The organism is Bradyrhizobium sp. GW821-FHT13H05 (genome assembly GCF_058804065.1).
In genome coordinates this window covers 540,334-560,386 of record NZ_JBXAPO010000001.1, presented here as the reverse complement: position 1 = coordinate 560,386, position 20,053 = coordinate 540,334, and the positions used below count along the sequence as shown (strand labels likewise).

16 protein-coding genes are annotated in these 20,053 nt (G+C 64.6%); 11 read left to right on the top strand and 5 right to left on the bottom strand.

Going from position 1 to position 20,053, the window contains the following annotated elements; translation table 11 throughout:
• Positions 1–196: 196 nt before the first annotated feature.
• Positions 197–379, top strand: coding sequence for a YdcH family protein (locus AC1RR3_RS02645; RefSeq protein WP_008131172.1), 183 nt, complete (start codon positions 197–199; stop codon positions 377–379).
• 218 nt (positions 380–597) lie between these two features.
• Here the strand turns inward: AC1RR3_RS02645 and AC1RR3_RS02640 are convergent, their stop codons facing one another.
• Positions 598–1,701 carry an NAD(P)/FAD-dependent oxidoreductase gene (locus AC1RR3_RS02640; protein ID WP_492819049.1) on the bottom strand — a complete coding sequence of 368 codons (1,104 nt, stop codon included), beginning with the start codon at positions 1,699–1,701 and terminating at the stop codon, positions 598–600.
• A 202-nt stretch (positions 1,702–1,903) separates the two neighbouring features.
• Here AC1RR3_RS02640 and AC1RR3_RS02635 point away from each other — a divergent pair, with 202 nt between their 5' ends.
• From AC1RR3_RS02635 to AC1RR3_RS02600, 8 genes are all read left to right on the top strand, one after another.
• A complete protein-coding gene (locus AC1RR3_RS02635) occupies positions 1,904–4,591 on the top strand; it encodes a sensor domain-containing protein (protein ID WP_492819047.1) in 2,688 nt (895 codons plus the stop codon).
• A gap of 39 nt (positions 4,592–4,630) precedes the next feature.
• Positions 4,631–6,091, top strand: coding sequence for a glycerol-3-phosphate dehydrogenase (locus AC1RR3_RS02630; RefSeq protein WP_492819045.1), 1,461 nt, complete (start codon positions 4,631–4,633; stop codon positions 6,089–6,091).
• A gap of 179 nt (positions 6,092–6,270) precedes the next feature.
• Positions 6,271–7,443, top strand: a complete 1,173-nt coding sequence (locus tag AC1RR3_RS02625) for an ABC transporter ATP-binding protein (protein WP_492819043.1) — start codon at positions 6,271–6,273, stop codon at positions 7,441–7,443.
• Positions 7,440–8,354 (top strand): ABC transporter permease, encoded by a 915-nt coding sequence (locus AC1RR3_RS02620; RefSeq protein ID WP_492819041.1) that lies wholly within the window; start codon positions 7,440–7,442, stop codon positions 8,352–8,354. Before AC1RR3_RS02625 ends, AC1RR3_RS02620 begins: the two co-directional genes overlap by 4 nt.
• 4 nt (positions 8,355–8,358) lie before the next feature.
• On the top strand, positions 8,359–9,171 hold the full coding sequence (locus AC1RR3_RS02615; RefSeq protein ID WP_492819039.1) for an ABC transporter permease: 813 nt from the start codon (positions 8,359–8,361) through the stop codon (positions 9,169–9,171).
• A gap of 13 nt (positions 9,172–9,184) precedes the next feature.
• The gene (locus AC1RR3_RS02610) at positions 9,185–9,682 is read left to right on the top strand and encodes a DUF6622 family protein (RefSeq protein WP_492819037.1); all 498 of its coding nucleotides are present in this window, start codon (positions 9,185–9,187) and stop codon (positions 9,680–9,682) included.
• A 95-nt stretch (positions 9,683–9,777) separates the two neighbouring features.
• Positions 9,778–10,761: a TRAP transporter substrate-binding protein gene (locus AC1RR3_RS02605; RefSeq protein WP_492819035.1), complete on the top strand. Its 984-nt coding sequence runs from the start codon at positions 9,778–9,780 to the stop codon at positions 10,759–10,761.
• A gap of 16 nt (positions 10,762–10,777) precedes the next feature.
• Positions 10,778–12,805 carry a methyl-accepting chemotaxis protein gene (locus AC1RR3_RS02600; RefSeq protein ID WP_492819033.1) on the top strand — a complete coding sequence of 676 codons (2,028 nt, stop codon included), beginning with the start codon at positions 10,778–10,780 and terminating at the stop codon, positions 12,803–12,805.
• A gap of 59 nt (positions 12,806–12,864) precedes the next feature.
• Here AC1RR3_RS02600 and AC1RR3_RS02595 read toward each other — a convergent pair whose 3' ends face one another.
• The 4 genes from AC1RR3_RS02595 to AC1RR3_RS02580 all read right to left on the bottom strand — a co-directional run bounded on the left by AC1RR3_RS02595 (position 12,865) and on the right by AC1RR3_RS02580 (position 18,336).
• Positions 12,865–13,731, bottom strand: coding sequence for a carbohydrate ABC transporter permease (locus AC1RR3_RS02595; protein ID WP_492819031.1), 867 nt, complete (start codon positions 13,729–13,731; stop codon positions 12,865–12,867).
• Positions 13,728–14,600 carry a carbohydrate ABC transporter permease gene (locus AC1RR3_RS02590; protein WP_492819029.1) on the bottom strand — a complete coding sequence of 291 codons (873 nt, stop codon included), beginning with the start codon at positions 14,598–14,600 and terminating at the stop codon, positions 13,728–13,730. Before AC1RR3_RS02590 ends, AC1RR3_RS02595 begins: the two co-directional genes overlap by 4 nt.
• A 169-nt stretch (positions 14,601–14,769) precedes the next feature.
• On the bottom strand, positions 14,770–16,155 hold the full coding sequence (locus tag AC1RR3_RS02585; RefSeq protein ID WP_492819027.1) for an ABC transporter substrate-binding protein: 1,386 nt from the start codon (positions 16,153–16,155) through the stop codon (positions 14,770–14,772).
• A 252-nt stretch (positions 16,156–16,407) separates the two neighbouring features.
• Positions 16,408–18,336: an AsmA family protein gene (locus AC1RR3_RS02580; RefSeq protein ID WP_492819782.1), complete on the bottom strand. Its 1,929-nt coding sequence runs from the start codon at positions 18,334–18,336 to the stop codon at positions 16,408–16,410.
• Positions 18,337–18,626: 290 nt separating this feature from the next.
• On the opposite strand from AC1RR3_RS02580, the gene AC1RR3_RS02575 reads away from it, so the two are divergent.
• Together AC1RR3_RS02575 and AC1RR3_RS02570 are read left to right on the top strand one after the other, a co-directional pair.
• A complete protein-coding gene (locus tag AC1RR3_RS02575; protein WP_492819025.1) occupies positions 18,627–19,334 on the top strand; it encodes a CoA transferase subunit A in 708 nt (235 codons plus the stop codon).
• Positions 19,335–19,352: 18 nt separating this feature from the next.
• Positions 19,353–20,003 (top strand): CoA transferase subunit B, encoded by a 651-nt coding sequence (locus AC1RR3_RS02570; protein WP_128927797.1) that lies wholly within the window; start codon positions 19,353–19,355, stop codon positions 20,001–20,003.
• Positions 20,004–20,053 lie beyond the last annotated feature (50 nt).

The following is a 20,053-nucleotide window of genomic DNA, read 5'->3' as shown; positions in this document are numbered from 1 at the left end:
CGGATCGCTGCGGCGCTGCGCAAGCGCATTGATATCATGGATTTTTCCAACGTGGTTCCCTTACTCACGCTTCGTTACATATGAATTTTCAAAAATGACACTGCGACGACGGATACCCATCGACAGAACGAATCGGTGATGTACACTTCCTCGTCCGGATCGAATCCAAGGTTCACCCCTACCGAGGAGGTTTCGAATGACAATTCAGGCACATCTGGTTGAATTGGAACGGAAGCACAAAACTCTCGAAAACGAATTGCACGAAGCTCTCGTGCACCTTTCAACAGACGACCTGCAAATTGTTGAGTTGAAGCGCCGGAAGTTGATGGTCAAGGACCAGATCGAGCGTCTGAAGCACACCGGCGACACGCTTCACTAGTAACCCCCGTATCAGCGTAGAGTTAGATCACACCCTTTCAGGCAGGGGTGAGCGGTGTTGCGCTCATCCCTGCGGAAAAGGTGCGAAACCGTGCAAAGATATTTGCGCGGCGTCTGGAGCTATCTCCGTTCCGATGGATCGGAGCGGAGATAGCTCCAGATTTTTGTTTGGACGCGTTTTCTTGACGCGAACCGGTATCCACTTCGCTTGAAAACGCTTTAAATATTCGCGAGTTCGGCAACGTGATCCGCGATCGCGAGCGAGGACGTCAGTCCCGGCGATTCGATGCCGAACAGGTTGATCAATCCTTCGACGCCGTGATCGCGCGGGCCCTGCATCAGGAAATCCTGCGTGGCCACCGCCGGCGGCACGATCTTCGGGCGGATGCCCGAATAGCTCGGCATCAACGCGCCGTCAGGCAGCGTCGGCCAGTATTTGCGGATCGCCGGATAGAAGCGCTCGGCGCGTGACGGGTCGACCTCGTAGTCGATGGTCTCGATCCACTCGACGTCGGGGCCGAAACGCGCCTGCCCCGCCATGTCCAGCGTCAGATGCACGCCGAGGCCGCCGGGCTCGGGCACCGGATAGATCAGGCGCGAGAACGGCGCCCTGGCGTTGCAGCTGAAGTAATTTCCCTTGGCAAGATAGGCCGGCGGAATCCGGTCCACCGGCATGCCGTCGATGTTGCGTGCCACTGTCGTTGCTGCGAGCCCCGCAGCGTTGACGAGGAGGCTGCATTGCAGCGTCATCGGTGCCTCGCCGCCGGCCTCGACCTCGATCACGCCGGCTGCAGCCTTGGCGCGGACCAGCGGGGTGTGAAACGCGAAGGCCGCGCCGGCGTCCTCAGCCTCGCCGCGGAGCGAGAGCATGTAGGCGTGGCTGTCGATGATGCCGGTCGAGGGCGAGAGCAGCGCGGCGTCGCAGGCGAGCGCCGGCTCAAGCGCGCGTGCGGCCTCGCCTGTGAGCAGCTGCATGTCGAGCACGCCATTGGCCTCGGCATGCGCCTTGATCGATTGCAGCTTCTCGGTCTCTTTCGGATTGGTCGCGACAATCAGCTTGCCGCAATTTTTATGGGGGACGCCGCGCTCGCTGCAGTAGCGGTAGAGCGCATGCTTGCCGTCGACGCACATGCGCGCCATCCAGCTCCCGGCGCGGTAATAGATCCCGGCATGGATCACCTCGCTGTTGCGCGAAGAGGTGATGGTGCCGATGGCTTCGGCCTCCTCGAGCACGATCACCTCGCGCCCGGCCTGTGCAAGCTTTCTGGCCACCGCGAGCCCGACCACGCCGGCTCCGATGACGATGCAATCGACCCTATCCATGGTTGTGCAGGCTGTCCGCTGGAAGCGCCGGTGGCACTGGAGCTGAGAACGAGGGCGCGGGGCCGTTTTCCATTAAGGAAGCATTTATCATGTCAGGGCAATTGCCGTATTTGACGTCACATTTTTCTGTTGCGCGTACAGGCGTTTACCCGATCCAAACCGGCGAGGCCAGACAATCCGACGTTGAAATCGCGGGTGGCTGATGGCTGAAAAGAACTGGCACGCGGGCGGCATGCTGCCGATTGCTGTACAGGCCGTTGTGTGCCTGGCCGGCGCGGTCGCGCCTGCGCGTGCCTTTGCGCTGTCGGACAGCTTCGAGGCGCCGAGCGCTCTCGGCAAGCTCGATCCCAATCTGATCTGGGAGGCCCTGATCGGGGGCATCGTCGTCTGCGCGTTCCTGGCGGCAGTTGCGCTGTGGGTTCATTCGGCGCTGCGCCGGACCAGGCGGTTGCAACTGCGGCGCAACGCCTTCGTCTCCTCCGCCATGAACAATCTCAACCAGGGCGTGGTGATGACCGATGCGCAGCGGCGCATCATCTTCTGCAACGACCGCTATCTCGAGATCTACAGCCTGTCGCGGTCGGATCTGTGGGCCGACATGGACGGCTACGATATCCTCGAACTCAGGCGCAAGCGCGGCGTCCTCGGCGGCGTCTCCGACGAAGAGTTCTACGAGAAGGCGGCAAGCCCCAACGGTCTGATCACCGAGCTGCCTGATGGCCGCGCCATCCTGGTCAAATATTTCGTGCTGCCGAACGGCGGCTCGGTGGCGACGCATCTCGACGTCAGCGAGCAGCGCAGGCTGTCGCGGCAGCTCGCCTCGACCAAGCAGTTCCTGGAAACCGTGCTGGACAACGTGCCGGCCTGCGTTGCCGCCAAGAACATCGAGGACGGCTGCTACATCTTCGCCAACAGCGCCTATGAGCGCTTCTGGGGTTTCTCGCGGGACCAGGTCGTCGGCAAGAACGCGCGCCAGCTGTTTGCGCCGGTCTCGGCGGCCAGCATCGAGGCGACCGACAAGGCGGCGCTCAATTCGCCCGACGGCCAGTTCCGCAACGAGTTCGAGGTCGACCGCGGCGGCACGCGGCGCATGGTCGCCTCGATCCGGATCGTGGTCCGCAACGAGAACAACAAGCCGGAATTCCTGATGCTTGTGTTCGAGGACATCACAGACCGCCGCTCGCTGTCGCAGGAGCTGGAGAGCACGAAGAAGTTCCTGGAGCTCGTGGTCGACAACATCCCGGTCGCGCTGATCGTGGAGCAGGTCAAGGATGGTCGCTATCTGCTCGCCAACCGCAGCGCCGAGACCATCCTCAACCGCCGGCGCGAGGAAGCCACGGGCCTCACAGCGTCCGACATCTTCAATCCCAAGGAAGCCAAGCTGATCATCGCGCGCGACGAGGCCGCGATCAAGAAGCGCGGCATGATCACCGAGGAGCATCCGATCTCCACCAAGGACGGCCTGCGGCTGTTCCTGACCCGTCGCGCCACCGTGCTCAGCGATGCTGGCGAGCCGCAATATCTGATCAAGACCCACGAAGACGTCACTGACCGCCGGCAGACCGAGTCGCGCATGGCGCACATGGCCTATCATGACGGCCTGACCGATCTGCCGAACCGCGCCGCCTTCCTGCAGGCGCTGACCCAGATGATCGAGGCCTGCGAAGGCACCGGCGAGGAGTTCGCCGTGCTCTGCGTCGACCTCGACGGCCTCAAGGAGGTCAACGACGTCTTCGGCCATGCGCTCGGCGACAAGCTCCTGATCGAGGTGGCCCAGCGGCTCCAGGATTCCGCGCGCGGCGGCGTGGTGGCGCGCCTCTCCGGCGACGAGTTCGGCCTGATCATCGACGGCAAGCAGCCGGAGGCGGGTCTTTCACTGGCGCAGCAGCTCGGCGAGGCCGTGGCCCGGGAATTCCAGATCGACGGCCGGCCGGTCCGTGCCGGCGTCACCACCGGCATGTCGGTCTTCCCGCACAATGGCGCTGATGCCGCCTCGCTGCTCGCCAATGCCGGCGCGGCGCTGTTCCGCGCCAAGCAGAAGTCGCGCGGCACGATCAGCCTCTACCAGCCGGAGATGGACCAGCAGATTCGCGATCGCCGCGTGCTGCATCAGGACCTCTCGATGGCGATCAAGAACGGCGAGCTCTCGCTGGCCTTCCAGCCGCAGGGCGCCGCGGGCCACAGCGTTGCCGAGAGCGAGATCATCGGCTTCGAGGCCTTGGCGCGCTGGCAGCATCCGGTGCGCGGCCAGGTTTCGCCGGCCGAATTCATCCCGATCGCGGAGGAAAGCGGCCTGATCGTCGAGATGGGCGAGTGGATATTGCGGCAGGCCTGCCGCGAGGCGGCGTCCTGGCCGAAGCCGCTCCAGGTCGCGGTCAATCTGTCGCCGGCGCAGTTCATGCACGGCGACGTCGTCGGGCTGGTCCATTCCATCCTGATCGAAACCGGGCTCGCGCCCGGCCGGCTCGAGCTTGAGATCACCGAGGGCGTGCTGATCGAGGATTTCGACAGGGGTCTTGCACTGCTGCGCCGGCTGAAGGCGCTCGGCGTGCGCATCTCCATGGACGATTTCGGCAGCGGCTATTCCTCGCTGAGCTATCTCCAGGCGTTCCCGTTCGACAAGATCAAGATCGATCGCGCCTTCATCATCAATCTCGGCCGCAACCCGCAATCGGCGGCGATCGTGCGCGCCGTGATCGACCTCGGCCACGGCCTGGAAATGTCGATCGTCGCCGAAGGCGTCGAGACGGTCGAGCAGCTCACCTTCCTCGCCAGGGAGGGTTGTGACGGCGTGCAGGGCTATCTGCTCGGCAAGCCGCTGCCGATCGGGAAATATGCCGACCTCGTCGGCCGCACCGAGACCATGGAGCTTGCGCTCAAGACCGGCTAGGGATGAGAGCGTTACGTTTCGCTCCCTTTCGACGGTTTCATGGCGGATTACGATCTTGCGATCATCGGCGGCGGCCTGAACGGTGTCAGCCTCGCCCGCGATGCGGCCGGCCGCGGCCTGCGCGTGATCCTGTTCGAGCAGGGCGATCTCGGTGGCGCGGCCTCGTCGGCGACGCCGCGTCTGATCCACGGTGATCTCTCGGTGCTGGAGCGCCGCGGCTTCTGGCGGGTGCGCCGGGCGCTGGCCGAGCGCCGGATCTGGCTTCGGATCGCGCCGCATCTGGTCCGGCCGATGCGCTTTGCGATCCCCGCCCATTCCGATGAGCGGCCGCCATGGCTGCTGCGCGCCGGCCTCTATGTCTATGACGGCCTCACCAACCGGGGCGGCCTGCCGCCGTCAGTGACCCTGGACATCACGCATCATCCGGTCGGCGACGCGCTGAAGCGCCCGTTCGGCATGGCGTTCGAATATTCGGACTGCGTGGTCGACGATTCCCGTCTTGTGGTCCTCACGGCGTTGGATGCCGCCGAACGCGGCGCCGCGATCCGTACCGGGGCGCGCTGCGTCCGTGCCGATCGCACCGACACTTGGCGTCTTGCGGTTGTCGATCGCGGTCACCGCCGCACCATCACGACGCGGGCGCTCGCCAACGCCACCGGCGGCTGGACCGCGATGGTCGCCGACACCGTGCTGCGCCAGCCGCAGGCCGCGATGGCGGCAACGCAGATGAGCCAGATCGTCGTGCCAAAGCTGTTCGAGTCCGGGAATGTCTACGTCTTCCAGAACAATGATGGGCGGCTGATCTTCGCCCGGCCGTTCGAGCGCGACTTCACGCTGATCGGCACGGTCACGCACGCTTTCACCGGCGATCCCGCCATCGTCGCGATGCCCGGCGCCGACGTCAGCTATCTCTGCGACGCCGCCAGCCGCTATTTCCGTGAGCGCGTCACACCGACCGACGTGGTCCGGACGGTCTCCGGCGTCAACCTGACGCTGGCGTCCGCGCGCGAGCGCGACGGCACGACGCTGTTCCATGCGCGCCGGCGCAAGGCGCCGCTGATCACGATGTTTGGCGGCGATGTCACCACCTCGCGCCTGCGCGCGGAGCGGGCGGTGACGCGGCTGACGCCGTTCTATCCGATGTCGCCGCCCTGGACCGCCGGCGCAGCGTTGCCCGGCGGAGATTTCGCCTGGGATCGTTTCGACACCGAAGTCGACCTTGCCCGCGACCGCTGGCGCTTTCTGTCGGAGCCGGAGGCCCAGCGGCTGGTCGCGGCCTATGGCTCGCGATTGCCCACCGTTCTGGGCGAGGCCAAGACCCGTGACGAGCTAGGCCCGGCCTTCGGCCCCGAACTGACCGGTGCCGAGGTGCGCTATCTCATGGCCCACGAATGGGCGCGTTTTCCGGAGGACATCCTGTGGCGCCGCTCCAAGCTTGGCCTGACCATGTCCGCGGCGGACCGTGACGCGCTGGCGACGTTCATGGCGGATATCAGCTAGACAGCGGTAGCCCGGATGGAGCGAAGCGCAATCCGGGGAAGTCTCACCATCGACGGACCGCCCCGGATTACGCTCCGCTCCATCCGGGCTACGGGGCTGCAATGGAAGTTGCCTCCGAACCGGTTGAGCTAGGGACGATCGGCCGCTAGCGTGCGGCGGAATCGGGGTTGGCAGGGACCATGACTGACGAGTTGCCCAGGACAGACGTCGCAGCTGATGCGGCCGGCGCGGATGCGCATCCGGCGGCGGGCCAGCCGTTGCTGCGCATCGAGGGCGTGGCCAAGACCTTCGGGACGTTCCGCGCCGTGGACGGCGTGTCGCTCGAGATCAAGGCCGGCGAGTTTTTTGCACTGCTCGGGCCCAGCGGCTGCGGCAAGACCACGCTGCTGCGCATGCTCGCCGGCTTCGAAGCGCCGGACGAGGGACGGATCCTGCTCGGGGATAAGGACATCGCGCAGGCGCTGCCGCATGAGCGTCCGATCAACATGATGTTCCAGAACTACGCGTTGTTTCCGCATCTCTCCGTGCGCGACAACATCGCGTTCGGCCTGAAGCGCGCCGGCATGGCGCGCGCCGACATCGCCACGCGCGTTGCGGAAATGGTCGCGCTGGTGAAGCTGGAGGGGCTGGAGAAGCGCAAGCCCGACCAGCTCTCCGGCGGCCAGCGCCAGCGGGTGGCGCTGGCGCGTGCGTTGGCGCGCCGGCCGCAGCTGCTGCTGCTCGACGAGCCGCTCGCCGCACTGGACAAGAAGCTGCGCGAGAGCACGCAGGGCGAGCTGATGGAGCTCCAGCGCCGGCTCGGCATGACTTTCATCATCGTCACTCACGACCAGGAGGAGGCGATGACGATGGCGAGCCGGATTGGTGTGATGAAGGACGGCAAGCTGGCTCAGGTCGCGAGCCCGCGCGAGCTCTACGAGGCGCCACGCTCGCGCTGGATCGCGGAGTTCGTCGGTGACATCAATCTGTTCGACGGCGAGTCCAGATTGCGCGACGGTCATCGTCTGGTCATTGGCACGCGCGATGCGGGTCCATTGGTGGTGGCCGAGCCGCGCGAACAGGTCGGCGCGGGAAAATTTGCGGTCGCGATCCGCCCCGAAAAGGTCAAGCTGTCGCGCCGCGGTCCCGTCAGCGAGGCCGGTCATGAAACCGCGCTCAACCGGCTGGACGGCGTGATCGCCGACATCTGCTATCTCGGCGGCACCACCACCTACAAGGTGAAGCTCGATACCGGCGGAATGGTGCAGGCCACCGTCGCCAACAGTGCGCGCCTCGACGTCGACGCCTACAGCCTGAACCAGCATGTCGTCGCCTGGTTCGCGCCCGACGACTGCGTGGTGCTGCCGTCATGAGCGGACGTCGCATCTTCGCGCGGCCGGCGCGCTTCGCCGCGATCGCGCCCTATCTCTGGATGGTGCTGTTCTTCCTGGTGCCGTTCGCCTTCGTGCTCAAGATCAGCCTGTCGCAGACGGCGATCGCGCAGCCGCCTTACGAGCCGGTGTTCGACCTGACGGCGGGATGGGAGGCGCTGAGGGCAGCCTTTGCCGCGCTGTCGATCGACAATTTCAGGCTGCTCGCCTCCGACGACATCTATCTGTTCGCTTATGTGCGCAGCCTCACGGTCGCTCTCACCGCGACGGCGCTGCTGCTGTTGATCGGCTACCCCATCGCCTATGGCATGGCGCGATTGCCAAAACGCTGGCAGGCGGTGGCGATGGTGCTGGTGATCGTGCCGTTCTGGACGTCGTTCCTGATCCGCATCTATGCCTGGATCAACATCCTCCAGCACGACGGCCTGCTCAACCAGATCCTGCTGGCGCTGCATCTGGTCAGCCAGCCGGTGGTGTGGCTCTCCACCGACACCGCGATGTATATCGGCATCGTCTACTCTTATCTTCCGTTCATGATCCTGCCGCTTTACGCGACCCTCGCCAAGATGGAGCCGGTGCTGGAAGAGGCGGCCTCTGATCTCGGCGCGCCGCCATGGCAGGTGTTCTGGCTTGTCACCTTTCCGCTGTCGCTGCCCGGTGTCGGGGCAGGCGTGCTCTTGTGCTTCATCCCCATCGTTGGCGAGTTCGTGATTCCGGATCTGCTGGCTGGCTCCAATTCGCTGATGATCGGCCAGACCCTGTGGCTCGAATTCTTCACCAACAAGGATTGGCCGGTCGCCTCCGCGGCAGCCATCGTGCTGCTCGTCGTGCTGCTGGTGCCGCTGCTGCTGTACGAGCGGCTGCAGAAGCGGCAGCTGGAACAGGGGCGCTGAGGCGATGCGCGAGGTCTCCCGGCTGTCCCGCTTCAACATCGCCTCGCTCGCGCTGGGGATGGCGTTCCTCTATCTGCCGATCCTGATCCTCGTCATCTATTCGTTCAATGCTTCGCGGCTGGTGACGGTGTGGGGCGGCTGGTCGCTGCGCTGGTATCACGAGTTTTTCAACGACCGCGCGATGATCGAGGCGGCCTGGATGAGCCTGCGGGTTGCAGTCTCCTCCGCGACCATTGCGACGCTGCTTGGTACGCTGGCGGCAGTGGCGTTGGCGCGCGGTGAGCGCTTTCGCGGCCAGACGCTGTTCTCCGGCATGCTCTATGCGCCGCTGGTGATGCCGGAGGTGATCACCGGTCTGTCGCTGCTGCTGCTGTTCGTGGCGCTGAATGCCGAGCGCGGCTTCTGGACGGTGACGATCGCCCACACCACGCTGACGATGTGCTTCGTCGCGGTGGTCGTGCAGTCGCGCCTCGGCTCGCTCGACCGCTCGCTGGAGGAGGCGGCGATGGACCTCGGCTGCAATCCGGTCCGCGCGTTCGTCGCCGTCACGCTGCCGCTGATCGCGCCCGCGATTGTCGCCGGCTGGATGCTGGCCTTCACGCTGTCGCTCGACGATCTCGTGATCGCGAGCTTCACCACCGGCCCCGGCTCGGCGACGCTGCCGATCCGGATCTATTCGGAGGTGCGGCTCGGCGTGAAGCCCGAGATCAACGCGATCTGCACGCTGGTGATTGCCCTGATAGCGGCCGTCATCGTCATCGCCTCGCTCGCCTCGAAGCTGTCGAGTTCGCAGGGCGAGAGCGCGGCGCCGCTATGAACCGAGGGCGATCATGACATTCGCCTACCAGATTTTTACCCACACGCCGCTCTGGGTCTTCGTACTGTTCGCCTATCTGGTGTGGCAGGGTATCCAGGCGATGCAGCCGCGCACGACGCCGATCTGGCGCGCGTTGATCGTGCCGGTCGTGTTTATCGTCTGGGGAATGTCGCGGCTCGGGTTCGGACATCAGGCCATCGCATGGCCGCTGGTGGCTTGGCTTGCGGCCGCGTTTGTGCTGTTGCCGCTTGGCGTGCTGACGCCACGTCCGTTCGACGTGGATCACGTCACCGGACAGATCATCCGTCCTGGCAGCGCCTTTGCCCTGATCCGCAATCTCGTCGTGTTTGCCCTGCAATACGCGGTCGGTGTGATCTCGGCGATCGACGCGAGCGACCGCGCGCTCGCGATCATCATCGGGCGAGCTATCTCCGGCGCCACCGCCGGCTATTTCATCGGTTCGACGATCGCACTGCTGATCGCATATCGACGCAAACGCGCGGAAGGATGATCAGTGTGCGCGGTGCTCGGGCACCGCCTGGAATCTAGGTTAACAATTCATATAGTTTATCTCGCTATCGTCGCATCGCTTGGGGAAGAGGGGCGATGAGGCGGCTTTATATTGGTGTGGCCAGCACGGTTCTGGCGTTGTTCTGTCTGGCCGTTCGGCCGTCGGCTGGCGCGACGCAGATGGTGTCGCTGGTGTACAACGGCTCGCCGCAGTCGCCGCAGCAGATCGGCTCGGACGAATTCCGCCGTAAGCTCGCCGAGATCGCACAAGGCCGTATCATCCTCGATGAACGCGCCGGCAACGCGATGGGCAGCGAGACGGCGATCCTTGCCGCGATGCGCAGTGGTGTGGTCGACATGGCAACGCTGTCTGGCTCGGTCGTCAGCTCCGCCGTTCCGGAATTCGGCGTCTTCGACGTTCCGTTCCTGTTCCGTGATGCTGCGCAAGCCAAGGCGGTTGCGGATGGGCCGGTCGGCGCCCTGTTCGCCAAGCATTTCGCCGACAAGGGACTGGTGCTGCTCGCGATCGGCAAGCAGGGCTTTCGCAACGTCACCAATTCGAAGCGGCCGATTCAGTCTCCCGCAGACCTCCGCGGCCTGAAGATCCGCGTGCTGCCGAACGACGTCTATCAGATGACCTTCAAGGCGCTCGGCGCCGAGGTCGTGCCGATGGAGTTCACGCTGGTGTATTCCGCACTGAAGGACGGCCGCATCGACGGTCAGGAAAACCCGGTCGCGACGATCGCCGCCAGCCATCTCGAGGAAGTGCAGAAATATGCCAGCCTGACCGGCCATTTCTTCGCGCCGATCGCCTTCGTCGCCAATCGCGACGTGTTCCAGACCCTGAAGCCCGCCGACCAGGCCGCCATCATCGCCGCAGCCAAGGCCGGCGCGGAGGCGACCTGGAAGAGTGGCGTCGCGGAGGAGACGAAGAAGCTGGAGGACCTGCGCAAGGGCGGCATGGAGATCATCGAGAAGGTCGACCGCCAACCCTTCATCGACGCCGTGAAACCCCTGGAACCCGAATTCGAGAAGCGCTTCGGCAAGGATCTGCTCGCCCGGATCCGGGCTACGCCGTAATTCTCCGGGAAACATCATGAACCTGTCACTGCTTCTGTCGCGCATCGGTATCCGCCCGCGCATCTTCGGCGGCTTCGCATTGGTCCTGGGTTTCCTCTGCGTGCTGGCCCTGCTCGCCGTCATGCGGCTGTCCGAGATCGGCGGCACCGTCGGAGAGCTCGTCACCAGCGCCGATGGCGATGCCGGCATGGCGAGGGTGCATGCCGCGTTGCTTTCGTCGAACGTCACCGTCGAGAAATTCATCCGGACGCGCAATCTGGGCGACCGCGACAGCGCCATGAAGGCAATCGACGGCTTTGGCCAGACCTTCGATCAGGTCGACCAGCAATTCGCTCGCCTGCCGGCGATTGCCGCCGGCCGGAGCGCGCTGGTGGATGCTCTCGGGACCTATCGGAAATCCTTCACGGCGGTTGCTGCCGCGGTCGATCGTCTGCGCAACGCGAGCACCAAGAGCGAGGCGCTCGGCGCCTCGGCAGGCCTCGCCGTCGGTGCGGTCAATGTGACGCTCGCCAACCAGCCCGACCGTCTGCTCCAGCCGCTGCGCCTGGCCGGCACGGTGGATGCGACACGCGTCGCGATTCTGCGTTTCACCATCACCCAGGCCCAGGTCGACGCCGACGATGCCGGGCTGACGATCGGTTATGCGCTCGCCGCGGTGGCCGATAGCGAGGCAGAGATCGCCGATGCCGAGGCGCCACGATTGAAAAGTCTGATCGCGGCGCTGAAGAAGGTGCTCGCCGATCAATCGGCGACGTTGACGGAGCTCTCCGCCGCGATCGGCGAGCTGCGCAAGGCGCAGGCCGATCTCGTCAAATCCAGCAGCGCAATCGACGCCAAGGCGGCCGAGATCAGCCGGGCCCTCGGCGCGATGCGTACTGAGCAGAGCCGGCTGACGGCCGGATCGGTCGATCAAACCCGCAATCTCGTGTTCACGGTGGCCGCGTTCGCGCTCGTCCTGGGCGCATTGCTGGCCTGGCTGATTGGACGCAGCGTGTCGCGCCCGATCGGTCAGATGACCTTGCGCATGCAGAGCTTAGCTGCGGGCGAGCTCGATGATGCGATCCCTGGCGGCGGGCGCGGCGACGAAATTGGTCATATGGCTGGCGCGGTCGAGGTGTTCCGCCAGAATGCACAGACCGTCCGGCGCATGGAGCAGGATGCTGCCGCGCAGCGTGCCGCAGCCGAGACAGAACGTGCCGCGATGATGGCTCAGCTTGCCGATCGCTTCGATCGCGGCATGGAGGGCGTCATTGGCGGCGTCTCGAGCCGTGCCGAGGAGATGGGACATAGCGCCCAAAGTCTCGCCCGCGTTGCCGAGCGCGGCCGCTCGCTTGCCGAGCAGGTCGCCGCGACATCGGCCCAGGCATCCTCGAACGTGCAGACCGTCGCGGCGGCGACGCATCAGCTCGCCGCCTCGATCAAGGAAATTTCGAGCCAGGTCTCGCGCTCCGTATCGGTGTCGGACCAGGCCAAGGAAGAGGCGTCCCGTACCGAGGCGCTGATGCGCGCGCTGTCGGATTCCGCCGAGCGGATTGGTACCGTGGTCCAGCTGATCCAGGCGATCGCGAGCCAGACCAATCTTCTGGCGCTCAATGCCACGATCGAGTCGGCGCGGGCCGGCGATGCCGGCAAGGGCTTTGCCGTGGTCGCAAACGAGGTGAAGAGCCTTGCAACCCAGACCGCGCGTGCCACCGAGGAGATCGCCGGCCTTGTCAGCGAGATCCAGGGCTCGACCGGACAGTCGGTCGCCGCGATCGGCCAGATCGGCAAAACCATCGCCGAGATGACGGAGATCGCGACGACGATCGCCTCCGCCGTCGAGGAGCAGGGTGCAGCAACCAGCGAGATCGCGCGCAACGTCGAGCAGGCCGCGAACGGCACAGCGGCCGTGACCGACCAGGTCGGCGCCGTCCGCACCGTGGCCGGGGAGACCGATGCCGGCGCTGAAGCGACGCTTACGGCGGCTTCGGCATTGCAGGATCAAGCGCGCGCACTCAAGAAAGACGTCGCAGAGTTTCTGCAGACGGTGCGCAAGGCGGGGTGAAGACATCTCCCCGCGGCCGTCCTTCTACGGGCGTACCGCGGGAAGTGCTCGGCTGAGCATCAGGACTTCACCGCACCCGCCGTGAGCCCGCCCACCATGTAGCGGCGGAAGGCGTAGTAGACCGCGGCCGGCGGCAGCGCGTAGATGAAGCCGGTGGTCATCAACAGCTCCCAGGGCGAGTCGTCGGCAGCGAGGAAGTTGCCGAGCGCGACGGGCAGCGTGATCTCGCGATCGTTCGAGAGCAGCAGGAACGCGTAGAGATATTCGTTCCAGGCCAGCAGCACCGCATAGGTGCCGATCGCGACCAGCGAGGGCATCATCAGCGGCAGGTAGACCATGCGGAAGATCTGGAGCGTCGTCGCGCCGTCCATCACGGCGGCCTCGTCGAGCTCGACCGGCAGCTTGTCCGAGGCCTGCTTGAGCACCCAGATGGCGTAGGGGCTCGCGATCGTCACCATCGCCAGGATCAGCGACCAGTGATTGTTGAGCAGGCCGTAATTGCCCATGGTGCGGTACATCGGCACGGCGAGGAACGCGGCGGGGATGAAATAGGTGAAGAGCGCGAGGTTCAGCACGATGCGGCCGCCGGGCACCCGAAGCCGAGAGATCGAGAACGCCGCGGCGGTTGCGATGACCAATGTCAGCACGCCGACGGCCGCGGCGATCACCATCGAATTCCAGAACTGCGCGTAGAAGTCGCGCAGGAAATAATGCTGCTGCTTGAACACGATCTCGAAATTATGCAGCGTCGGATGGTCCGGCCACAGCTTGCCCGAGAACGCGTCCTCCTTCGGCGAGATCGCGAACAGGAACATGTGGTAGATCGGGATCATCGTCCACAGGAAGACGGGAATGCCGATCAGGAGCAGCCGCGCTTCGGTCGCGACGTCGCGCCAGGAAAATTCGCTCAACCCGGGAAGCTTCATCGCGACAACCGTTTCATCATGAAATACACGAGCGGCAGGACGAACGGCATCGCGCAGACGATGGAGGCCATCGCGAGCGAGAGCTGGTCGAGCCGGAGATAGCGGATACCGAGCGTCGACAGCACATGCGTGAGGTCGGCCGGGCCACCGCCGGTGAGCAGGTAGACGCTGTTGAAGTCGCCGAGCGTCCAGATCATCGAGAGCAGCGTGCAGGTGATATAGAGCGTCTGCATCGACGGCCAGGTGATGAAGCGGAATTTTTGCCACCAGCTCGCGCCATCCACCTCGGCGGCCTCGAACAGATCTTGCGCGATCGCAAGGCGGCCGGTGATCAGGATCAGCGTCCAGAACGGCAGCGACTTCCAGATGTGCACGCCGATCGCCATGGTCAGCGCCACGGTCGGGTCGTTCAGCCAGTTCGGGCCGTCATCGCCGGTGAAGGAGAAGATGAGGTGGTTGATCACGCCCCATTCGGGATTGAACATGAAGCGCACCGACAGGATGGTCGGGATCGACGGCACCGCCCAGGGCAGGATGAAGATCACCGAAAGCCATTTGATCCAGGGGCGCTGCTGCGCGAAGAAGCCGGACAGGAACAGCGCGATCAGCATCTTGATGTTGATGCCGATGACCAGGAAGATCAGCGTGTTGACCGCGGCGCGCGCGAAGATCGGATCGTGATAGAGCGCGACATAATTCGACGGGGCCCGCGCCAGCCAGAGCCCGTAGCAGACGGGATAGACCACGAAGGCGAGGAAAACCAAGAGATAGGGCGCGAGCAGCACGATGCCCCAGACCTGCGCCGGGGTCAGCCGAGGCGACAAGGGCGGAGAAGGGATCGCATGATCGTCAGAGAGCGTGATCGCCATTCTTTTCGACTCTTTGATCTTAACCTCTCTCCGCTTGCGGGGAGAGGTCGGATCGCCCTCGGCGATCCGGGTGAGGGGGTACAGGACTCACAGCGCGCGCAACTCGCGGAGAGAGCCCCTCACCCCGACCCTCTCCCCGTGAAGAACGGGGAGAGGGAGGGGATCGACCTTAGCCTGCAACCTGCTTGATGCGGGCGATCAGCTCGTCGACGGCCTTGTCGACCGGAACCTTCTCGCTGACGACCCGGTTCATCGCCTTGGCCCAGACGTTCTCGTTGTTGAGGATCGTGAACTTCCAGTTCTTGGTGAAGTCGAACGCCGCGGTGCCGCCGGTGAACTGGGCATGGACCGCCTTGCGATGCTTGTCGGCCTGCCAGAACGGGCTCTCCTGGCTCGCCTTGGTCACCGGGAACCAGCGGCCGAGCGCACCCTCGATGTAGGGACGAACGTTTTCTTCCTGGAGCAGGAAGGCGATGAACTGCTTGGCCTCGGCCTTGTTCTTCGCCGCGGTGAACACCAGCCCGGTCTTGACGTCGGAACGGTAGCGGATGGTCGAACCGTCCGGCGCCTTCGGGAAGGACGCCGTAACGATGTCCTGCTCATAGGCCTTCTTGCCGGCGTCACGCTGCTCCTGCGTCAGAGCCTGATTCTGCGAATCCTCGAACCACTTCGCCGCGATCGAGATCGTGAAGTTGTGGGTCATCACGATGGTCTTGTTGTGGAAGGCGACGTTGTTGTCCGGATCCTTCCAGGTCGTGGAGGAGGGCGGCGTGCAGCCCTTGATATAGGTGTCGGTGTAGTCCTTCAGCGCGCTGATCAGGTTCTCGCGCACCTTGGGATCGTCGACCGTGAGCTTGCCGTCGTCGTCGACCAGCTTGACGTGATAGGCATCCATGAAGGTGTAGAACGACTGGAAGGCGTCGGTGGATTCCACGCCCATCGGCTGACCGACACCGTAGACGCGCTGGCCGGTGGCCTTGCGGATTCCCGGCTGCACCTTGTCGCACCAGAACGTCCAGTAGCCGGCCCAGTCGGTCGGGATGTCGGCGAGCTTGAAGCCGGCCTTCTCCAGCATGTCGTTCCAGATCTCGACATGCATGCTCTGCTGCTTCAGCGGGAAGCCGTAATAGGCCTTCTTCTTGGTGACGTCGTTGTAGAGGATCGACGCATCCAGCGTGTTCTGCACGAAGCGATCCTTGATCGGCTCCATGATGTCGGAGAGGTCCTCGAGTTTGCCCTCATAGGCCCACTTGCCCTGCGCCTGCACGTCGTAGCTGTCGGAATAGGCAACGTCGGGCACGGTGCCGGCGTCGAGGGCTGCGACCGTCTTCGGAATCATGTCCTGGATCGCGTACTGCGACAATTCGACCTTGATGCCGGTCTTGGCTTCGAACTTCTTGATCGTATCGAGCAATGCGTCGTCTTCGGAGCGGTAGAAGCCTTTGCCCCACCAGACCGTAATCGTCTTCTGCTGCGCAAATGCGGGTGCAGCGGCTGCGAACAGCCCCGCCGCAGCGACCGCCAGTGTGACTGCGCCAATAACCTTGGATTTCACGTTTTTCTCCCTCAAGCCGCCGGTGTTTTAACCGGTCGGAAAAAACACTAGCGCATGGTGGTAGCGCAATCAACGCATCTTGTCGGATCTGGGTCGTGGGGTGTCGGGCCGAAGGAGATGCTTAATTCGCGCATCGATCCAATCGCCGCATCAATTCGCCCCGATCAATTCGCGCCTGATCGGCCGGTGCCGGCCGATCCGTCCTCAATAGGACTTGAGGCCAGTTGGGCTTGGCGCCAGTTGGACTTGGAGCTAGTTCGATTTCGCGTTCTCTTTGGCGTTCTCCGCCGTCGGCGAGTCCGCCGGTGCGGGACGCTTTCCGCTGCCGGTGATGCGCTCGATCGCGGAGCGCACGGCGTCGCCCGCCTTGCGGTCCTTCAGCATGTCGAGCAGGGGCGCGGAGGCAGGGGAGCGGCGGATCAGGCTCTCCGGATCGGGGAAGATCAGCGGATCATCCCAGGGGCCCTGCACCACGAAGGGCAATTCGAAGCCCGAGGCGCTGTTGAGGCTCGCCACGCCCTTCATGTCGTATTCGCGCGTCGGCACCGAGGCGGTGCCGGTCATGGTGATCTTCGCCGCGGACCCTTCGAGGCGGATGTCCTCGGCGGTTGCGACCCCGTCGGAGAATTTCACCGCGATGGTGAGGTTGTCGTAAGGGGTCGAGCCGCTGCGGAAATTGCCGCCGCCCGACAGCGGCCGCCGCTCCAGCCGCTTCAAGAGCTGCTCGGCGTTGAAGCCCGAGATCGCACCGTCATGCCCGGTGATGGTGGCGCTGCCGTCGAGCGACTGCACGAGGCCGAACGGGCTCGAGCCGGAGGCGAACAGGGAGACGTTGATGTTGCCGCGGCCGGACAGCTTGTTGAGGCCGAACAGTTCGGAGGCGCAGGCCTGGAGGTCGACGTCGGTGAACTGGAATTGCGCCTTGATGTCGGCGACGGTGTCGGAGCGCGCGATGCCGAATGAGCCCTTGGCGATGCCGCCATAGACCTGGGCTTCGCCCACCGAGAGCGCCAGCGTGCCGTTGCGCAAATTGGCGCCGATCGCGGTGCGGCCGAGCTTCGTCGGCCCGACCGTCAGCTTGGCTGCCGACAGGCGCATGTCGAGGTCGGTGGTCGACAGCCCGTTGAGATCGAACAATTGCCTGTTCCAGTCGCGCGCGCCGCTGGCGAGCAGGCGAAAGGTCGAGATATAGGGCGTGAAGTCGAGCGCGTCGGCGGCGAGTGTCGCCTGCAGCGTCTGCCGACCGTTATTGGCGTAGGTCATCACGCCCTCGGCGGTGTTGCCGTCGAGCTCGACATTGACGTTGGTGAGCGCGATCGAGGCGCCGACGACGTTGGCGCGCGCCTTCAGCGCGAAACGGCCGAAGCCGCCGCTGGCGGGCTGCGGCTGGCCGGTCCAGCGCAGCGCGCTGCGCAAGGACGGGCTGTCGATCGTCAGCGTGCCTTCCATCATCGGGCTGGTGCGGTTGGCGACGCTGCCGTCGAAGGCAACCTTGAGCGGGGCGCTGGCGATCCGCGCCTTCAACCCGGAACGGTCGCCGGAGAGGGCGGCGACGAAGTCGGAAAAGCTGATCGAGCCGTCGACGCGTTCGCCGCGCCAGTCGAACTGTCCGGTCGCGGCGAAGGAGCGCGAGATCGAGGGCCAGGCCAGCGACAGGTCGATGTCGTCGAACTGCTCGGTCGCGTGGGTGGCGGCGTCCTCGTAATTGAGCACGCCGTCCTGGATCCTGATCTCGGAGAACGACACCTGGCTGTCGGCCCCGGGCTTCATGGTGCGCGCGATGGTCTGGATGAAGGGCGTCCAGTTGCTCTCGCCGTCCGGCTTCAGGCTGACATGGATGCGCGGCCGCAGCAGCGTCAGATCGGCGATCTCGAACCGCTGCAGCAGCAGCGGCAGGAGCCTGAGATTGGCGGTGAGCACGTCGACATGCAGTGCAGGATCGCTGGTGCCGCCGCCCTTCAGGCCGACGTCATGGAAGGAGATGTAGCTCGCCGGTAGCACCGAGATGTCGATGTTGCCTGCGACGCTGAGCTCGAGCCCGGTGACGTCGCGGATCTGGGCTTCGACCGCCTTGCGCAGTGCGTCGCGGTTGATGAGCCAGGAGGTCGCGATCAGGGCGATCAGCGCCACGCCGAGCAGCGCCGCGATCGGCGTCCCGAGGCGCTTCATTCCTTGGGCCATGGTCAATGGCATGTCCTGATCGGGTTGGTCGTGGGAGCCTGAAAAGCGGGCCGGAGAGTTGCACGCCTCACGCCCAGTTTCCTTACGTAAAGTCCTTTTACGTTAAGTCCCGCAACTTGATGGGTTTTCTTGTCGCTTTCAAGGCCGCGGACGGTTCTGCCCACGGCGTGGGCAGCTTCTAGCACCACCCAGCGAAGCGGAGAACCCCCGTATCATTGACGGCTTTGGCGGATTTCGCCTAATAATCGCCGCCAATCAGGCGCGACGCCTCCAAGCCGAAGGTTTCCTGTATGAACAAGGTCTATCCCGACGCCAAGTCGGCCCTCGACGGCATCCTGAAAGACAACATGATGATCATGTCGGGCGGCTTCGGCCTCTGCGGCATCGCCGAGGAACTGTCGGACGCGATCCGCGAGTCCGGCGTCAAGGGTCTGACGGTCGTCTCCAACAATGCCGGCGTCGATGGCATCGGGCTCAGCCGCCTGCTCGAAACCCGCCAGATCAAGAAGATGATCTCGTCCTATGTCGGCGAGAACAAGCTGTTCGCCCAGCAATTCCTCGCCGGCGAGCTGGAACTCGAATTCAACCCGCAGGGCACGCTGGCCGAGCGCATCCGCGCCGGCGGCGCCGGCATCCCGGCCTTCTACACCAAGACCGGCGTCGGCACGCTGATCGCCGAAGGCAAGGAAGTGAAGGAATTCGACGGCGAGAAGTATCTGATGGAGCGCGGCCTGTTCGCCGATCTCGCCATCGTCCACGCCTGGAAGGGCGATACCGCCGGCAACCTGATCTACCGCAAGACCGCGCGCAACTTTAACCCGATGATGGCGACCGCCGCCAAGATGACGGTGGCCGAGGTCGAGCATCTGGTTCCCGCCGGTGAACTCAATCCCGACCACATCCATACGCCCGGCATCTTCGTGAAGCGCATCGTCGAGGTCGGCTCGGCCAAGAAGCGCATCGAATTCCGCAACACCCGCCCGCGTACCGCCGCTTAAGCGCATCAGGAGACTCACATGGCCTGGACTCGTGAACAGATGGCTGCGCGCGCCGCGAAGGAACTGCGTGACGGCTACTACGTCAATCTCGGCATCGGCATCCCGACGCTGGTCTCGAACTACATCCCCGATGGCGTCGACGTCAGCCTGCAGAGCGAGAACGGCATGCTCGGCATGGGCCCGTTCCCCTATGAGGGCGAGGAAGACGCCGACCTCATCAACGCCGGCAAGCAGACCGTGAGCGAGCTGCCCTCGACCAGCTATTTCTCGAGCGCGGATTCCTTCGGCATGATCCGCGGCGGCCACATGGACCTGTCGATCCTCGGCGCCATGCAGGTGGCCCAGAACGGCGATCTCGCCAACTGGATGATCCCCGGCAAGATGGTCAAGGGCATGGGCGGCGCGATGGATCTCGTCGCCGGCGTCAAGCGCGTCGTGGTGGTGATGGAGCACTCCGCCAAGGACGGCTCGAAGCTGCTGAAGAAGTGCAATTTGCCGCTGACCGGCGAGCGCGTCGTCGACATGGTCGTCACCGATCTCGCCGTCTTCACCATCGACAAGCACGGCGACGGCGGCATGGCGCTGATCGAGCTCGCCGACGGCGTCTCGCTCGACGAGGTCAAGGCCAAGACCGAAGCCGAATTCCGCGTCGCGCTGAAGAATACGTAAGGCAGCAGTCGCGAACGATTGCGAAATGGCTGGGCTTCGTCCCGGCCATT

Coding starts and splice junctions, on each gene's coding strand:
- AC1RR3_RS02595 (WP_492819031.1), bottom strand. CDS start 13,731: ATGAAGCTTCCCGGGTTGAGCGAATTTTCCTGGCGCGACGTCGCGACC.
- AC1RR3_RS02610 (WP_492819037.1), top strand. CDS start 9,185: ATGACATTCGCCTACCAGATTTTTACCCACACGCCGCTCTGGGTCTTC.
- AC1RR3_RS02590 (WP_492819029.1), bottom strand. CDS start 14,600: ATGGCGATCACGCTCTCTGACGATCATGCGATCCCTTCTCCGCCCTTG.
- AC1RR3_RS02640 (WP_492819049.1), bottom strand. CDS start 1,701: ATGGATAGGGTCGATTGCATCGTCATCGGAGCCGGCGTGGTCGGGCTC.
- AC1RR3_RS02625 (WP_492819043.1), top strand. CDS start 6,271: ATGACTGACGAGTTGCCCAGGACAGACGTCGCAGCTGATGCGGCCGGC.
- AC1RR3_RS02580 (WP_492819782.1), bottom strand. CDS start 18,336: ATGGCCCAAGGAATGAAGCGCCTCGGGACGCCGATCGCGGCGCTGCTC.
- AC1RR3_RS02600 (WP_492819033.1), top strand. CDS start 10,778: ATGAACCTGTCACTGCTTCTGTCGCGCATCGGTATCCGCCCGCGCATC.
- AC1RR3_RS02615 (WP_492819039.1), top strand. CDS start 8,359: ATGCGCGAGGTCTCCCGGCTGTCCCGCTTCAACATCGCCTCGCTCGCG.
- AC1RR3_RS02620 (WP_492819041.1), top strand. CDS start 7,440: ATGAGCGGACGTCGCATCTTCGCGCGGCCGGCGCGCTTCGCCGCGATC.
- AC1RR3_RS02630 (WP_492819045.1), top strand. CDS start 4,631: ATGGCGGATTACGATCTTGCGATCATCGGCGGCGGCCTGAACGGTGTC.
- AC1RR3_RS02635 (WP_492819047.1), top strand. CDS start 1,904: ATGGCTGAAAAGAACTGGCACGCGGGCGGCATGCTGCCGATTGCTGTA.
- AC1RR3_RS02575 (WP_492819025.1), top strand. CDS start 18,627: ATGAACAAGGTCTATCCCGACGCCAAGTCGGCCCTCGACGGCATCCTG.
- AC1RR3_RS02605 (WP_492819035.1), top strand. CDS start 9,778: ATGAGGCGGCTTTATATTGGTGTGGCCAGCACGGTTCTGGCGTTGTTC.
- AC1RR3_RS02645 (WP_008131172.1), top strand. CDS start 197: ATGACAATTCAGGCACATCTGGTTGAATTGGAACGGAAGCACAAAACT.
- AC1RR3_RS02570 (WP_128927797.1), top strand. CDS start 19,353: ATGGCCTGGACTCGTGAACAGATGGCTGCGCGCGCCGCGAAGGAACTG.